This window comes from Enterococcus sp. S86.2 (genome assembly GCF_059834485.2).
Genome location: NZ_CM206813.1, coordinates 113,533 through 129,885, shown reverse-complemented (window position 1 = coordinate 129,885; position 16,353 = coordinate 113,533). Strand labels below are relative to the sequence as shown.

The window sequence follows — 16,353 nt, the reverse complement described above, 5'->3', positions numbered from 1 at the left end:
GTAACGTTTCATTTTTTTGTAACGTTTCATTTATAGGTTGATTATACGGTTCTTGGTAAGCGCTGTCAATATTTTTTTTCCAAAGTTGTTTTTCCTTCAATAAAGTTAACAGGTAGAATAAAGCGCGTTTCACCTTTTCTTCCGTTAATTTGAGCAATCAAGGCTGTTACAGCCATTTCAGCCATTAAATCAACTGGTTGTTGAATTGTAGATATCAAAAATTCTGAGTTCTTTTCTAACTTGATTCCATCAAATCCAATTAATTGTACATCTTCAGGTGATTTCTTATTTAATTTTACAAGCGTATTTAACACATTAATCCCCATCATATCGTTAATGCTAAAAACTCCATCCACATAAGTATGATTTTTTAAGAAACTTTCAATTTGATCTATTTCGTTCACAATTGGCTCCGCCATTAATAGTGATTCAAAAGGAACTTCTTGTGAATCACAGTATTCACTGAAACCCTTTAAACGATTGGTCATTTCACTTGGGTATGGTAGTTCACTGCCAATGAAAGCCAAATGTTTTGCCCCGCGATCAATCAATTCTTTAGCTGCTATTTGACCACCAATATAATTATCTGCTGTAACATATGTAACATCCTCAGAAAAATGACGGTCAATGCTAACAAAAGGAAGTTCTGAAGAAACATAAAGATCAATATCTGCATACGTTATGCCAATTATTCCATCTACTTTATTTTGTTTTACGAGCTTAATATATTCACGCTCTTTTTCCGGATTATTATTAGAGTTACACAAAAATAATTTGTATCCTGTTTTTTCTAAAGTTGCCTCTACATAGTAAGCAAATTCTGAATAAAAAGGATGCCAAATTGTTGGTAAAATCAAAGCAATCGTTTTTGTTTTATCGATTTTTAGCCCTCGTGCATACTGATTTGGTTCAAAATTCAACGCCGCAATTGCATTCTCTACTTTAATTCTAGTTCCTTCTTTTAACATACCTCCGTTAAAATAACGTGAAACGGTTCCTAAAGCAACGCCTGCTTTTTCTGCAACATCTTTCATTGTAGCCTTCATTTCATCACTCCTCATCATTATTGTATAGTGAAACACATTAAAAATCTACTTTTTTGTAACGTTTCAAAAAAATTTCGCATATTTTCGATTTTGTTATCCTCTTATAATACTCGTGCTATCAAAACTTATCCCAATGGTGTAGTATTACGTTGCAGGAATCAAGAAAGAAAGTAGGCAACTAGCATGGAAAACAAACCAACTTTAATCAAACAATTTTCCCATACCGACTTAGACGGCGTGGGGTCCGCTTTATTATTACAAGCCATTTTACAAGAACAAAAAGGTTACGTGGCAGAAAATTATTTGCCCGTGGGTTACTCTGAACCTGGTGCTGACGGGACGATTGATAAACACGTGTTAAACTTTATCCAAACAAATGAAGACCCCGTAACAGAGCTTTACATTACCGATATTTGTCCATCTGACGATGTGATCGCGCAATTAGCGGCCTATTGTGCTGAAAATAAAATTAGCTGGCATATTTTCGATCACCACATCACTTCTGTCCACGTTAATGAAAACTATCCTAAAAATGCTTCTATTATCGTGGCAGACGAGGCGACAAATTTAAAACATTCTGCGACTAGTGTGTTATTTAAAGTCTTAGTTGGCAAAATGCCCACCGAACTATTTCAAGATGAAGTATGGCAGCGTTTGGCAAATGTTGCTGATATTATTCGCTGCTATGACTGCTGGGATTGGCAGTTAAATCCCAATGCCGCTTACAAAGAATCTGCTGCTGAATTTAACAATCTTTTTTACTTCTACAGTTGGGACAAACGCATTGAACTAATGGGCAGTGTGATGTCCGCAGGTCTTAACTTGCTTTTTGATTACAGCGAAATCATCGCAGCTCTAAAGGAAAAAGAAGCTGATTATGTCCGCAGCAAATCACTAAAAGCGCAATTTGGCGTCCTAGACGGCAAAACTTTTGCCTACACTTTTGGAGAACAATACACTTCTGTTTTAGGCAATGCCTTGGCTCGGCTAGAACATCCGGAAACAAAAAAAGAAGTTGATTTTAGTTTGGTCCTAAACGGTAAAGGTGTCTCTTTACGTACCAATAACGACGATATCGACTTATCTGCCCTTGCTGCACGTTATTTTAACGGCGGCGGCCACAAGCGTGCTTCCGGCGGTGCCTTTGCCGAAATTCAATATTTTATTTCCGATAGTGAAAATCCTGCCGCTCCATTGAACTTATTTTTGGATGTAAGACGTTAATTTAATCCGTCAAAAAAGACGCCCTTTCAAACTATAGCGCTCGAAAAAGTTAGACTTTTTGCGGTCGCTATCAGAAAGGAGCGTCTTTTTTTAGACGTTGTAGTGCTTTTAAGGTTAGGTTAGCTTTACTAACTAAATTTTTTTCGCAAATTATCGGGAAATATTTTTGTTACAGCTATTTTGTGCACTTATAAATTAAAAACGCTAAAGTTCTACTGCAAAAATAGTGCCTACTTCCGCGTATCCTTGCTTTTCATAATAGGAATTGACATCACTCATGACATAGACTGCCATTTGTGGATAATCCCGCTTGATCTGCTGCATCAAAGCGCGCCCATAGCTTTTCCCGCGATAATTTTTGTCCACCAGTAAATCATAAATATAAATGCCAAACCCATCATCATTACGACAGCGACAATACCCGCATAACTCTTCTTCATATAATACGTAGGTGATGGAATGTGCCAGTGCTTTTTGATACTGTTCTTTTTTAGTATCATAATATTCTGCCCATTCGACACCTTCTTGTTCAATTAGTGCAAAGAGAGCCTTTTCATCTGCTTGTGTGTATTTTTTTATTATCATTAAATGCTCCTTTAAACGTATTATCCTGCCATTTTTTATTCCACCACAATCTGCCAGCCGTTATATAAATTGATTAAGAGTACCACTACAAGGAAGCCACACTTTTTGCCAATACATAAAGATCGCTTTCGAAAATTTTGAGGTTCCAAGAAGCTCAACCAGATAACAGTGATCTCCATTGCTTTCTAAAGGCTCATGAATGATTTTCGACTTTAATTCAAAACTATATTTCGTCATAAAATACCGACCGCCAAAGGTTAGTTTGCTAGTTTAACTTCTGGGGATCGGTACATATTTAACTATGCTTTCTTAATTTTCCCAATAAAATACATCCAAAGGAAACTAAGAAAAATATCCCTATTAAAATCAAGCTCCAACTACTTGTACTGCCAGTTGCCGGCATACGCTTGGTAGTAGTTGTGTTTCTAGTAGTATTTAAATTCGTCGAAATTTCATTATTTTCATTTGTGCCATGTGTCTTCGACAATGGAATTCTTGTATTTTCTTTGCTGATTTCTTTTTGACTAGGTTGACTATTTTTTACTGAAAATCTGATTGGCGTTTCATCAATCTGGTATCCTGCTGGTGCTTTCGTCTCGATTAGCTTATAGCTACCGTCTCCAAGACCTTTGATAAAGATTGTTCCATCTTCACGAGTGACAATTTTTTCATAACCTACAACTGGATTATCATCAACAGTCAATAATTTGAACTCGGCATTTGCTAAAGTTTTCCCAGTTTTACTATCGACCTTCTTCAATAAAATCTCACCTTTATTAACTGTTTTTGGTGGTGTATAGGAGTTTTTGAAAGATAGATTGTCAACGCTTTGACCATTTACTGAATAATTAGCATTCACCACTAGTTTTCCAGCTTTCTCTTCCACATTAACAGTTACTTTAAATTCAGTGTCATCATAGGTAATATTTGGATCTTTTACTTCTGGAATTGCTTCTGTGATTGTATATTCGTACGTACCTGCTTTGTCATATTTGATTTCATCAAATAAAATCTTGCCATCTTCATCATTTTTCTTGGTTTCATTTACGTTCCCATCACCTTTTAAGGTAAAGCTGAATTCTTCTGCTTTTAATGGGCGACCGCTTAATTCTTTCTTCGCTTCTAGTTGTACACTACCTGGTAAGGCTTTGTACGTATTTTTGAAGACAGGGACTTCTTCTGCTTTTACGTTTTCATATACTACGTCTGCTTCTAGCTTCCCAGATTTTTCTGTTACCGTTACGGTAACTTTGTATTGCGTACTATCGTACGTAACCCCTAGTTCTGGTGTGCTTGGAATTGCTTCTGTGATTGTATATTCGTACGTACCTGCTTTGTCATATTTGATTTCATCAAATAAAATCTTACCATCTTCGTCATTTTTCTTGGTCTCATTTACGTTTCCATCACCTTTTAGGGTAAAGCTGAATTCTTCTGCTTTTAATGGGCGACCGCTTAATTCTTTCTTCGCTTCTAGTTGTACACTACCTGGTAAGGCTTTGTACGTATTTTTGAAGACAGGGACTTCTTCTGCTTTTACGTTTTCATATACTACGTCTGCTTCTAGCTTCCCAGCTTTTTCTGTTACCGTTACGGTAACTTTGTATTGCGTACTATCGTACGTAACCCCTAGTTCTGGTGTGCTTGGAATTGCTTCTGTGATTGTATATTCGTACGTACCTGCTTTGTCATATTTGATTTCATCAAATAAAATCTTACCATCTTCATCATTTTTCTTGGTTTCATTTACGTTTCCATCACCTTTTAGGGTAAAGCTGAATTCTTCTGCTTTTAAGGGACGACCGCTTAATTCTTTCTTCGCTTCTAGTTGTACACTGCCTGGTATGGCTTTGTACGTATTTTTGAAGACAGGGACTTCTTCTGCTTTGACGTTTTCATATACTACGGTTGCTTCTAGCTTCCCAGATTTTTCTGTTACCGTTACGGTAACTTTGTATTGCGTACTATCGTACGTAATCCCTAGTTCTGGTGTGCTTGGTGTTGCTTCTGTGATTGTATATTCGTACGTACCCGCTTTGTCATATTTGATTTCATCAAATAAAATCTTACCATCTTCATCATTTTTCTTGGTTTCATTTACGTTTCCATCACCCTTTAGGGTAAAGCTGAATTCTTCTGCTTTTAAGGGACGACCGCTTAATTCTTTCTTCGCTTCTAGTTGTACACTGCCTGGTATGGCTTTGTACGTATTTTTGAAGACGGGAATTTCTTCTGCTTTGACGTTTTCATATACTACATCTGCTTCTAGCTTCCCAGATTTTTCTGTTACCGTTACGGTAACTTTGTATTGCGTACTATCGTACGTAATCCCTAGTTCTGGTGTGCTTGGTGTTGCTTCTGTGATTGTATATTCGTACGTACCTGCTTTGTCATATTTGATTTCATCAAATAAAATCTTACCGTCTTCATCATTTTTCTTGGTTTCATTTACGTTTCCATCACCTTTTAGGGTAAAGCTGAATTCTTCTGCTTTTAATGGGCGTCCGCTTAATTCTTTCTTCGCTTCTAGTTGTACACTGCCTGGTATGGCTTTGTACGTATTTTTGAAGACAGGGACTTCTTCTGCTTTTACGTTTTCATATACTACGGTTGCTTCTAGCTTCCCAGATTTTTCTGTTACCGTTACGGTAACTTTGTATTGCGTACTATCGTACGTAATCCCTAGTTCTGGTGTGCTTGGTGTTGCTTCTGTGATTGTATATTCGTACGTACCTGCTTTGTCATATTTGATTTCATCAAATAAAATCTTACCATCTTCGTCATTTTTCTTGGTTTCATTTACGTTCCCATCACCTTTTAGGGTAAAGCTGAATTCTTCTGCTTTTAATGGGCGACCGCTTAATTCTTTCTTCGCTTCTAGTTGTACACTGCCTGGTAAAATTTGGCGTTGATTAACTAAACTAAACGTATAATGTACTTGATCTTTCGAGATAACAAATTCAGATTTCTGATCGTTTTTCACGTAACCATTTGGTGCGGTGTTTTCCACGATAACATAAGTTCCATAACGTAGATTTGAAATTTGATTAACTTCTATACCATCTTCAATAATCTTATCCCCTTTAACCTCAATATCAGAGAACAAGAGTGCCAAATTTCCGTCATTATCTTTGCGATAAAGATCAAAGAAAGCAGAGTCGCTAGTAATCAAATTATTATCTTTATCTAGTTTTTCAATCGTTAGGGATCCGTTTTTACCACTTGAGGTACCTTCTCCATCTGTCGATTTTACTACAACTTCCTTACTAGTATTTTGAATACTAATATCTTTTCCAAAAAGAGTCGCACTATTGCTGATTTTTTCATTATTTTTAATTCCAGGATCAAGCAATGTTTGATACTCAACAATATATGGTGAACTAATTGATTCGCCTAAGGCAATCGTCAATGTTTGTGTTCCATTTACTGCATCAACGGACACATAAGGTTTATCATCTTCAGCGAAGATGAGTGCGTCACCATCTTTTACAAAACCGTTTTTACCATCGGATTTAGCTTTATAAACTTTTACTACGACATTTTTGTCGTCATCGTAGATAAATGATTGGTCGTTCACACTGATTGTGTCCTGAATATATGGCTCAACAATCTTATGGGCATCTTTATTTAATACAACCGACCAATTAATTTTACGATAATCGTCACCTGTGCCTTGCACGCCACTTTTATCAATCCACGCATCCTTATCGCTTTTTTCAGCCATTCCTTCTACCTTTAACGGATCTTTCATACCTGGAATAGTCATAGTTGCCACGTTTTTATATTTATAAACTTCTTCAGCGGCATCCGCAGCGACAAAAATTGCAAAAGGATTATTCTTCTCTTTCAATAACGTAATTACCGATTTGCCATCTTTTTCTTCGATTTTATAATCCGTATCTTCAACCCACTTTGTTCCAAGACTCGCGACAATTACTGCACTTGGATTTATATTGACATCATAGATCACGATATCTCTAGCTGTTTGGCCCTCACCTAATGCTTCTTCAATTGTCGTATCTTTGGGCAGCTCTCTTTTCCAAGTATTGAACAATGCTGTCCAATAAACACTGTCTTTTTCGGCAATGGTTTCTGAAAAAGGATTTTCATGAGTATACGCACTTGCAACTTCGCCGCCTTTTGGAACGTATTTCCCAAATTTCAAACCATTATAACTTAGATCTTTATGCAACCATACGGCACACTCATCACCATCTGTGTGCGGACGGCCATCTTCACCTGTGTAGGTAACCAGAACACTATTATCAAATTTAATTCGGGCAGGACCATTGGTCTCACTATTTTGTTCATCAATCGAATATTTTGTTTTATATTTCATAATGATTAAATCAGTTGTTGCGGCGTAATTATTTATTAACTTAACGGTAAACCCTGTTTTGTAATCTGGATCTCCTGCTAATTTTTCTAAAGTATAATCAGTACCTTTTACTAATTTCTTCGTTGTTCCATTTTCTGCAGTAATTTCTAAAGAATCTTCAATTAGCTGCATCGCGCTTACATTCGTACCGTTTAATGATGTGAATTTATCTGCAATAACCGCATCTTTCATTAGAATTCGGTTTTTATTCACGCGTACTTGCCAATCAAACGTATGATTTGCAAAATCCTTAGTATTAATTCCCTTATCAACGCCCAACGTACCATCGACAGCAACCTTTTCTCCGCCGGTAACATCTTCTGAGTCATCACCATCAATAATCGTTGCAGTATTATAAATTTCAGTCTGAATCGGTACAGGTACTACAAATGACTGTGTTGTATACTTGATTTTATAGACACCCTTATCAGCAAATTTCAGTGTAAAATGAACAATTTTATCATCTTTTGTTTTTGAATCATCCGGCTCTTCCGAATAAGTCCAATTGGTCACCAAATCATTATTTTCATCATAAACTTCAATTGTATCTTTTAGTAAGTAGTGATTGGCGGTACTAGGATCTTGATACTTTTGATACATCCAATCTTTAAAAATTCCACCATCTTGCGAGTAGGTAGTCTTTGCTTCCCAGTTAAAGATACCCGTGTTTACATTATAATCTGTACACATTTTGTAATTTTCTTTATTGTTAAAAGAAACACTAGCTTCTGCAGCATTTTCTAAAAAATTATCCCCAGTAATTGTCGCCTTGTTTAAAAACTCTAATTTTTCTTTATCGGTAACTTTCATATTAACAACAATTTTTACTGGTTTATTCATAATGTCTTTTGATAATTTATAGACGTATTGCCTTTTTTCCGAAACTTCCCAGCCTTGAATAAAACCATCTGGCGACTTCTCCCATACCCCTGCATCATTCATCACGAAATAACTGTGGTATAAAAGCTTCATTCCTTCTGGAAAATGTTCTGTCACAATTGGATTTCTCAATTCTTTACGATCTTCATTCACGATGATGGTCCAAGATACCGTATTGTCGGCATTGATCATGCCCGTTTTATTAATATCACCTTTAACAACTGGAATAGTGATGTTAATTTCTTCACCATCGTCATCTTTGATGTCAGTGACAATTTCAACTTCTTCATTTTCAGTGACAAGTTTTAACTCTGTTTGTAAATCAATTGTCCCTTCGCGATCACTTAGATTCACTCCAACCTCGTTGAAGGTAACCACTAACTTCCCAGATTGATCAAGGGTAAACTTACCTAAAGTTTTCCCCGCATCATTTTTCAAATCGCCGTTTACAGAATTATGAATTGAAAAATAATCAGGTAGTTGATACTCATAAAAATCACCTGCTTGAAGATCTACACTGTTGTCTAAACTCCAATCAAAGTGAATTTTGATATTCGCATCTTTGACTGCTGGATTTGATTCCGAAAACTCATTGCCATCAAGATCAGTGATTTTCATATTATTAAATAAGTTAATGCCGCGTTCTTTCAAATTATGATTTAACTCTTTTTGTATACCCCTTTTTTGAGGCGTCACTTTTTCTACTAGGGGATCTGCGGAAGGATCAAGTTGTTTATTATAGTAAAGTGTCTGACTAATATTTTTACCAAAAGACACTTTCTCAGTTTCAAGATTTTGTGCAATCGTTGTCGCAGTTAATGTCAACATTCCCGCGTAAAGCTTGACACTGGAAAAATCAGGTGTCTTCTCATCAACAGATAACTTGTAGTTTTGATTGAAAGTGAGGAGTAGCTGGTTACCTCGTAATTGGAAACTCCCCATATCAGCTAACTGGCCAGATTGGTCTGGATAGTTTAAATTGTTTGGCAATTCAATGATTTGCGAGGTTCCTTTTTCAATCAAGGTTGGTTGATTAAGGGACCAACCAAGTTGAATCTTGACAGCATCCCCTTGATTCAAACGATTTTCTTTGGTAATGGATTCATCCATTGCATTTGTTATTTTAGCTTTTGTAATCTCAACTTTTGTTACTTCTGTTGTCTCTGCGAAAACAGAAAGTGGTATCATTCCAATGACCATTCCAAAAATTGCTGTTAATGACCACAGTTTTTTCAAGCGGTTCATTTATTTTCATCTCCTTTTAAAATGTAATATATTCTTGCCAATTATTTGACTGTTGTTTGGTACCATATAGAATCGTTCCTGACATACTTGCTAACATACGTGCCAGTTCAGATGCATTATTTTTGTTAGTATGTGGTTCAACGAAGGGTAAGTCACTGATTCTTCGTTCAATCATTTCTAACGCATCGTGATTTTTCTTTTTATTTAGCGATAATTGTGTTTGCCTGCCTGTGCGTGGAATTTCACCTTCTCTTTCCAAAAATGCCCCATCTAATAGATCATTTTTATCTGCCTTTTCATCTATCCAATCATCTATAAGTGAATCTGCTCTCGTTTGATTAGTTACTTGGCCTAGCTCAACTTGCTGATACGTCTCTTCTATCACGGGTTCTTCTAGCCGATCATTGGAAATAACCAATGTATTCCCCGTTTCGCTCAAATCAAAGGTCAGCATTTCTTGTTCTTCTTGCGTAATTAACTTATCGTTACTGTATAAAAACGGATTACTGGATTGATAGAACATTATAGAAGGAAGAGCAAGGGCAACCAACAGATTTCTATGCATAGGCATCTCCTTTAACTTTTATCAATAGGTGGCCAAATTCCGCCCAATCATCTGGTGTCGGTGGTCGTTTCCAAATCATTTGTAAGCAGGGAAGGTTGTCAATCAAAAAATCGGACAAATAAATCTGAGTTTTTGTACTTAGCTTATTTTCATAACAGATATTCATACTTTGCAGTGAACGTAACATCATTTGAATATATGCGTTATAACTACTACCATGAGAAAAATCGATACAAATAAAAACTGGCTCCTCCAATTCTTCCACTGAAATTTGAGTTATTAAAAAGAATAAATAATCATAGTACAATTTGTTTCGCTCTTGATGCGAATGAAAAAGGCCACGTTGTCCAATTTTTTCAATGAAGGCTTGAATCAAGTCATCTAGCTTAGGATTGATTTCTTGAAAGTAGCGACGTTGAACTTTGGTGACAAATGTTGACTCTCTTAAATGATAAATTAGCCAATGTCGATTAATTCTTAGTAATCCATCAACTAATTGCTTATTTTTTTTTAAATAAGAAAGCTCAAAACGAGAATTGACTGCAAGAAATTCTAAAAATTCAGCAACGATTCTCTCAGCTTCTTCATTTTCATTTTGCGAGGTAAAAACCAGTTCCTGTTGCAAATCGATTTCCATCATTTGACAAAATAGCAGTAATGCAGCAATTTCTTGCCGTTTTCCTACTGATGTCAACATAAAATGTTTTCCCAACCATTTTTCTAAATAGTCTGTTACGGCGCTTTTCTCATAGACAATATATTCTTGGTCAAGCAAATGTTCTTTCCTTAAACGAATCAAAGAAATACTTATAAAAAATAGTAATTTGTGTTCTTTCGTTTTAGGTAATGAGAGGTTTAAATAATGTTCTAAATGATGAAAAATTTCCTTTGCTTCTTTTTGAATTTCTTTTTCAAAGGGACTGGCTATCCCATTAAAAATCTCATAATATAATCCAAATAAAAAACTGCGGATTGCAAATTCATTCCCAATCAACTGATTTTTCTTTAACTCAAAACCTTCATCATGCAGTAATTCTTTTAATCGTTTGTACAATCGATAGGTGCTAGAACGACTAACATGCAACAGTGCAATTTGCTTATCTAAGCTGGTTTCTTTTGTCACATAACAATGAAAAATTTGATATATCAAACTTCGCTCAAGTAAAATAAGTCGCATTTTTTTTACAATTGAATGTGTTAGTTGTTTCACCTCAATCTCACCAGTTTCAAGCAGTTCAATTGAAGCAAGATAGTTATTTTCCCGTAACTCATCACAAAGTTCTTGTAAATACTTTTCCAACTTATAACGAGAAACCTCCAAAATATCTCCAAGCTGGTCAATAGTGCAATGGGCATTTTTATTTAATTCTAAATATTGGAGCAAATACCATTTGTATCGGTCATCGTCCATCAATAGATCATTTGCTTGCATTTCTCGCTCCTTTCCTACAGAACAATCTTGTATAGTTATTAAACAAAGTTTTTATTTTAGTAGTTTATTTTGTTGATAATTTAAATTAGGCATGTTTAAAAATGGGAAAACGATTAGTTTATTCTAGACTATTTAATTATATTATTTGGACAAATATATTTTAATTAGTAAAATGATGTTTTTGTCCTTATATTTTCAAATTTTCTCAAAAAAAAAGAGACTTATCACTTATAAATCTCTTTTTCAATATTATAATATTAGCACAACATTAATATTATGAAAATACAATTTGAAAATTAGTTTTATTTTCAAATAAAAAATAATTGTTATATTTTTTGTGTAGCCGAACAAATTCTTCCTATCAGTTATAACTTAATCTTAAAAAGATTATTCCACCACAATCTGCCAGCCGTTATATAAATTGATTAAGAGTACCACTACAATCAAGCTTTGAAAAACGAGAGTAACTTTTTTGGCAGAAAGGATATTACTTAATTGACTCCCTAAAACTCCCCCTAAAATAGCAGCAGGAATCACATAAAAAAGCATACTCAAATCAAAGCGCCCAAAACCAGTGGCAAAAGCAATCGTGACAAGTTTTGCCAATTGGGAAAAGAAGATTGTCGTAATCGAGTATAGGGTTGCTTGTTTGATTGGCATGGAAAATAGCAGCATCAGTAACGACACATTGATTGGGCCGCCGCCAATTCCTAATAAACTAGCCAAAAAACCCAGCACTAAACCAGCTATGACATACCATTTTCCTTCTTTTAAACGGTAATGTTTCCAGTCAAAACAAGAGTACAATAAAGCAAAAATCAGCGTGACAAGCGTCAGCGCAATTTGAATTAATTTAACAGAAGACTCCTCTGCAAAAAGTGCGAGTAACAACTCAAAAGCCAAGTTGCCTAAAATCCCCCCTACGATGGAACCTGCTGCCACATAGCCCGCTAGATGAAAATTTATCTCACTTCCTTTTTTCACCTGCCGCCAAGTAGAGACAAAGCTCATAACAAAAATTGCCACTGTTGCATAAAAAGAAATTGTTGCCACCGAATGGGCCCCAATTAAATCTAAAATCGGTTTGATCAAAACGCCGCCGCCCATACCAGAAACCGCGCCAATCGTATTGGCTAAAACAATCACCACAAAATAAATAATCCCAATCAGCATAAAAAAATCCTTTCTTTAAACCTAGCTCGTGCGTCAAACAAAATGTGTGAAACTACACGTTTAATACATAATATAATTTTAAAAACGCCTCACTAAAATTGTACAAAAGAATGGGAAAAATGACTATGTAAATGCTAAAGCCAACTAGAGATATTTTTTATTGCACTGTAAACTTGTAAAACTTTCTTATTGCTTTGCGTTCCTTTTTATCCAAAAAAAAGCTTTAAGACAAAATTTACGTTTGCTTTTGTCTTAAAGCTTTCCTAAACATATCGTGTTAAGAATAAACAGCTTGTTCTAACTGTTTATTCTTAAAAAAATCTCTTACTTGTGCCACAAAATAAAGAGAACCTGTAATAAACAAAGTATCTGCTGGAGTCATTTTTGTTATTATTTCTTGTATTGCGCGTTGCCAATCTGGATAATAAGTTATCTGCTTATCTCCGTGGTTAAAACTACTACCCATCTTTAATGCATTGGGATACGCAAAGGTCGTCAATGCCAGCTCTGCCTGTGAGATAGATTGAATCTCATTTAGCATCTCCTTAATATTTTTTGTTGTAAGTGCCGAAAACAAAATGTATTTTTTTCCGTACTGGAACTCTTCGTTAACCGTTTTGACAAATTGCTTTACAGCGTGGGGATTATGGGCCCCATCAATAATGATATTCGGCGTTGTACTAATTCGTTCCATCCGCCCCGGCCATAACGCGTGATCTAGCCCTTTTATAATCGTTTTTTTATTTACAAATCTTCCTTGTTGCTGACAATATAACAAGAATAGTTGAATTGCAACAGCGGCATTTTCCACCTGATATTTTCCTAATAACGGAACTCTCAAGTTAGTAAAATAGTAATCTTCATTTTGAAAATGAAAGTTTTCGCCGTGTAAGTTATCACTTGAAACATACTGAACTTGATAAGACTTTCCTTGTCTAAATAAATCAGCTTTTTGTCTAAGAGAAGTTTGGTAGATTACTTGCAGGGGACCAGAAGCAATATTTCCCGTTACAATGGGGACACCTCGTTTTATAATACCCGCTTTTTGCTTGGCAATCGCTTCTTCTGTCTCCCCTAAAATATCAGTATGATCTAAGCCGATTGTAGTAATGGCCGTCAAAATTGGCGTAAAAACATTTGTACTATCCATTAAACCCCCAATGCCCACTTCAAAAATTGCGACATCCACACGCTCTTTGAAGTAATCAAAAGCCATCGCCGTCAAAATTTCAAATTCTGTTATTCCCTGGTAAGAAGGACAGCCATCCATCTGTTTTATATACGGTCGGAATTTATTGGCTAACTTAACAAAATCATCCGCTGATATTGCTTGTCCATTAATTGAAATTCTTTCGTAAAAGCTTTCAATATACGGTGACGTGAAAGTCCCGACTTTAATGTCTTGCGTTTCTAATAGACAGCGTAAATACGTAACCGTAGAACCTTTCCCATTTGTTCCAGCAATGTGAATTCCTATGACATTTTTTTCAGGATTGCCACTTAAATTCAGCAATTTCTTAATTCGTATCAGTCCTGGGCGTGAACCAAATTTTTTACGAGAATGAATCCATTCTATCGCTTCTTCTCCAGTTTCAAACATTAAAAATCATCTCCACATCTGATAAACAACCTTAAAATTGCGCTTATACCATACTTTTTGCGAAACGTTTAAAAGGAAGTGCATTTCCAAAAAATACAATTAATCCCGTTTGGACAGGTAGCATAATAACTGCTTTAAGCAAACGTATCCCCCAAAGTTTAGCATCCGTTAAAGGTATACCATACATCATAGATAACCAAATCGGTGTTAAGCACAAGCTAATTAATAATGTATTGCACAACACACATAAAAAAGCATTTTTAACTGTAATGGGCTTTTTATAAAAAAAGTAACCATATATTAAACCCGCAATAAAAGAATTCAAGGTAAAACCAATAAAAAAAGGGGCCTTTCCTAGTATCGTATTACCAATAATATCTGCAATTGAAGCACCTACAGCTGTCCAAAAAGGACCAAATAAACTTGCCATGACAACTTCAGGAATAAAATCAAAGGTAATTTTTAACAGTTGTGTTTCAAAACCGAGTATTTGCGACAATACTACCATTAGACCAATTAATAACCCCATTGTTGCAATAAAATGTGCATCTATTTTCTTCTTTATCATTTTCCGTGCATCTCCTTAAATAGAGCTGCTACATAATTTATTCATGCAGCGAATGCGAAGATAGAATCGTGAATACGCTTCTTCGTCCAAAAGGCAACATCCCATCCTTTTGACACTTAACGCTCTATCTCCTACTCTGTTTTTTTCTTTTTTATCTGCGTCAAAATAGCCGTCTTTTCTACCATTAAAGACTTTTTTTGCGCTATTATTTGTATCTGCTCAAACTGTTCTTGCCTGATAAGAAGTGTTTCACCTTTTTGTAATAAAATTTCTTGCTTTTTGCTCCGAGCAATCAGTCTCACCTTAATATCTTGGAGAGCAGATAAAATATTTTCTCCCTCGATAATCAAATCCTGCGCTGCACCATTTTGCAATAGCGTTACCCAAACATGATTATTCTTCTTAAAAATCACATTAAAATCTTGGCATTTACCTAGACTCTTCATCGCGACATCTCCGTCAAAGCGATAAGGTACAAAAGGTGCAAGTTCTATAACGTTATTTTTTTGCTGCAACGAAATAGGTTCGTCTAAAGACAGAATAATTCGTTCATACCCGGTAAAATTTGAAAAATTAGATGGTGAGTCCGTAACAGTCGCTGTTGAAATGCGATAATCAAAATCTCGTTGTGCCAAGCTACTTGCTGCCGGCGCAATTAAAATTTCGGTAGTAACGCCCCCTGCCCATTTCGTCGTAAAATAATCTTTTTTTAACTTCTTTTCTAACACTTTAAGACTACCTCCAACAGCTTACACAATGTCCAATTCTTCAAACTGACTAAGAATTTTAATATCTTGGGCCACACTGACAAATGCCCGGTTATCTACTTCTTTCATAATCTGATCCAAAATTTCCATTTCATAAGTCGTAATAACTAAAATCAAAATTGTTTGTGTTTCTTGATTATAGGCGCCTAATGCATGAGGGATGATGGTAATCCCACGGCTGAGTTTCTTTTGCAAGGCTGGAATTACTTCATTTGGTTTTTGCGTGATAATTGTCACTTGGACTTTTTTATGCTTCACATAAACTAAATCTGTCACTTTCCCGCTTACAAAAATTGATAGTACACTATAAAAAGCATACGGCCAGCCAAATAAGTAGCCAGCAATTAAAACGATAATGCCATTTATAATAATAGAAATAACACCAATGCTGCGACCGGTTATTTGCCGAATGGTAATAATAAGTGCATCCATACCACCCGTTGAAAGCCCATATTTTAAAGCCAACCCTAATGAAAAACCATTAATAGCGCCACCAAATATTGCACAAATAATAGGATCTGTTGTCAATGTCGTGCTTGGAACAATGTGAATTGCAAAGGAAGCCACCGTTACACAAATAATCGTATACAACACAAATTTTCGATTGATTTTAAACCAAGCAAGAATAAACATGGGGACATTCAATAAATAGTAGATAATAGAAATAGGCAAAGCAATGTGACGGCTCGAAAATATAGTTGCTAGAATTTGAGCAATCCCAGTTAGCCCGCCTGCATAAATATTCCCTGGCTGCCAAAAAATATTTAGCGCCAAGGAATATAAGAAGGCATAAATAAGGATAACTGTTAATTTTGTCACCATTTCTTGCCAGACTTCTTTTCTTTTGAAATGTGTCATGACTTATTTAACATCCTTTTTTATGAGGTGAAC

General features: G+C 35.6%; 11 protein-coding genes and 1 riboswitch. Of the genes, 1 reads left to right on the top strand and 10 read right to left on the bottom strand.

Features of this window, described 5'->3' with window-relative positions:
• Positions 1-65: 65 nt before the first annotated feature.
• Positions 66-1,046 (bottom strand): LacI family DNA-binding transcriptional regulator, encoded by a 981-nt coding sequence (locus AC6R0T_RS00545; protein ID WP_303753642.1) that lies wholly within the window; start codon positions 1,044-1,046, stop codon positions 66-68.
• A 183-nt stretch (positions 1,047-1,229) separates the two neighbouring features.
• Here AC6R0T_RS00545 and AC6R0T_RS00540 point away from each other — a divergent pair, with 183 nt between their 5' ends.
• Positions 1,230-2,270 carry a DHH family phosphoesterase gene (locus tag AC6R0T_RS00540; RefSeq protein ID WP_303753643.1) on the top strand — a complete coding sequence of 347 codons (1,041 nt, stop codon included), beginning with the start codon at positions 1,230-1,232 and terminating at the stop codon, positions 2,268-2,270.
• Between the two features lie 204 nt (positions 2,271-2,474).
• Here AC6R0T_RS00540 and AC6R0T_RS00535 read toward each other — a convergent pair whose 3' ends face one another.
• The 9 genes from AC6R0T_RS00535 to AC6R0T_RS00495 form a co-directional block, all read right to left on the bottom strand.
• On the bottom strand, positions 2,475-2,855 hold the full coding sequence (locus AC6R0T_RS00535) for a GNAT family N-acetyltransferase (protein ID WP_230709701.1): 381 nt from the start codon (positions 2,853-2,855) through the stop codon (positions 2,475-2,477).
• A gap of 295 nt (positions 2,856-3,150) precedes the next feature.
• The gene (locus AC6R0T_RS00530; RefSeq protein ID WP_526159533.1) at positions 3,151-9,357 is read right to left on the bottom strand and encodes an MSCRAMM family protein; all 6,207 of its coding nucleotides are present in this window, start codon (positions 9,355-9,357) and stop codon (positions 3,151-3,153) included.
• A 16-nt stretch (positions 9,358-9,373) separates the two neighbouring features.
• Positions 9,374-9,880: a hypothetical protein gene (locus tag AC6R0T_RS00525; protein WP_526159531.1), complete on the bottom strand. Its 507-nt coding sequence runs from the start codon at positions 9,878-9,880 to the stop codon at positions 9,374-9,376.
• Between the two features lie 34 nt (positions 9,881-9,914).
• Entirely contained in the window at positions 9,915-11,354 is a 1,440-nt protein-coding gene (locus tag AC6R0T_RS00520; protein WP_303753718.1) for a helix-turn-helix domain-containing protein, read from the bottom strand.
• Positions 11,355-11,741: 387 nt separating this feature from the next.
• On the bottom strand, positions 11,742-12,524 hold the full coding sequence (locus tag AC6R0T_RS00515; RefSeq protein WP_206903070.1) for a sulfite exporter TauE/SafE family protein: 783 nt from the start codon (positions 12,522-12,524) through the stop codon (positions 11,742-11,744).
• Positions 12,525-12,804: 280 nt separating this feature from the next.
• Positions 12,805-14,127 carry a bifunctional folylpolyglutamate synthase/dihydrofolate synthase gene (locus AC6R0T_RS00510; protein ID WP_303753717.1) on the bottom strand — a complete coding sequence of 441 codons (1,323 nt, stop codon included), beginning with the start codon at positions 14,125-14,127 and terminating at the stop codon, positions 12,805-12,807.
• A gap of 43 nt (positions 14,128-14,170) precedes the next feature.
• On the bottom strand, positions 14,171-14,692 hold the full coding sequence (locus AC6R0T_RS00505; protein WP_206903069.1) for a folate family ECF transporter S component: 522 nt from the start codon (positions 14,690-14,692) through the stop codon (positions 14,171-14,173).
• Between the two features lie 47 nt (positions 14,693-14,739).
• A riboswitch (THF riboswitch) is annotated at positions 14,740-14,836 on the bottom strand.
• A complete protein-coding gene (locus AC6R0T_RS00500) occupies positions 14,827-15,423 on the bottom strand; it encodes a HutD family protein (RefSeq protein WP_303753716.1) in 597 nt (198 codons plus the stop codon). (Overlaps the previous riboswitch by 10 nt.)
• A 21-nt stretch (positions 15,424-15,444) precedes the next feature.
• Positions 15,445-16,320, bottom strand: coding sequence for a YitT family protein (locus tag AC6R0T_RS00495; RefSeq protein WP_206903014.1), 876 nt, complete (start codon positions 16,318-16,320; stop codon positions 15,445-15,447).
• Between the last annotated feature and the right edge of the window lie 33 nt (positions 16,321-16,353).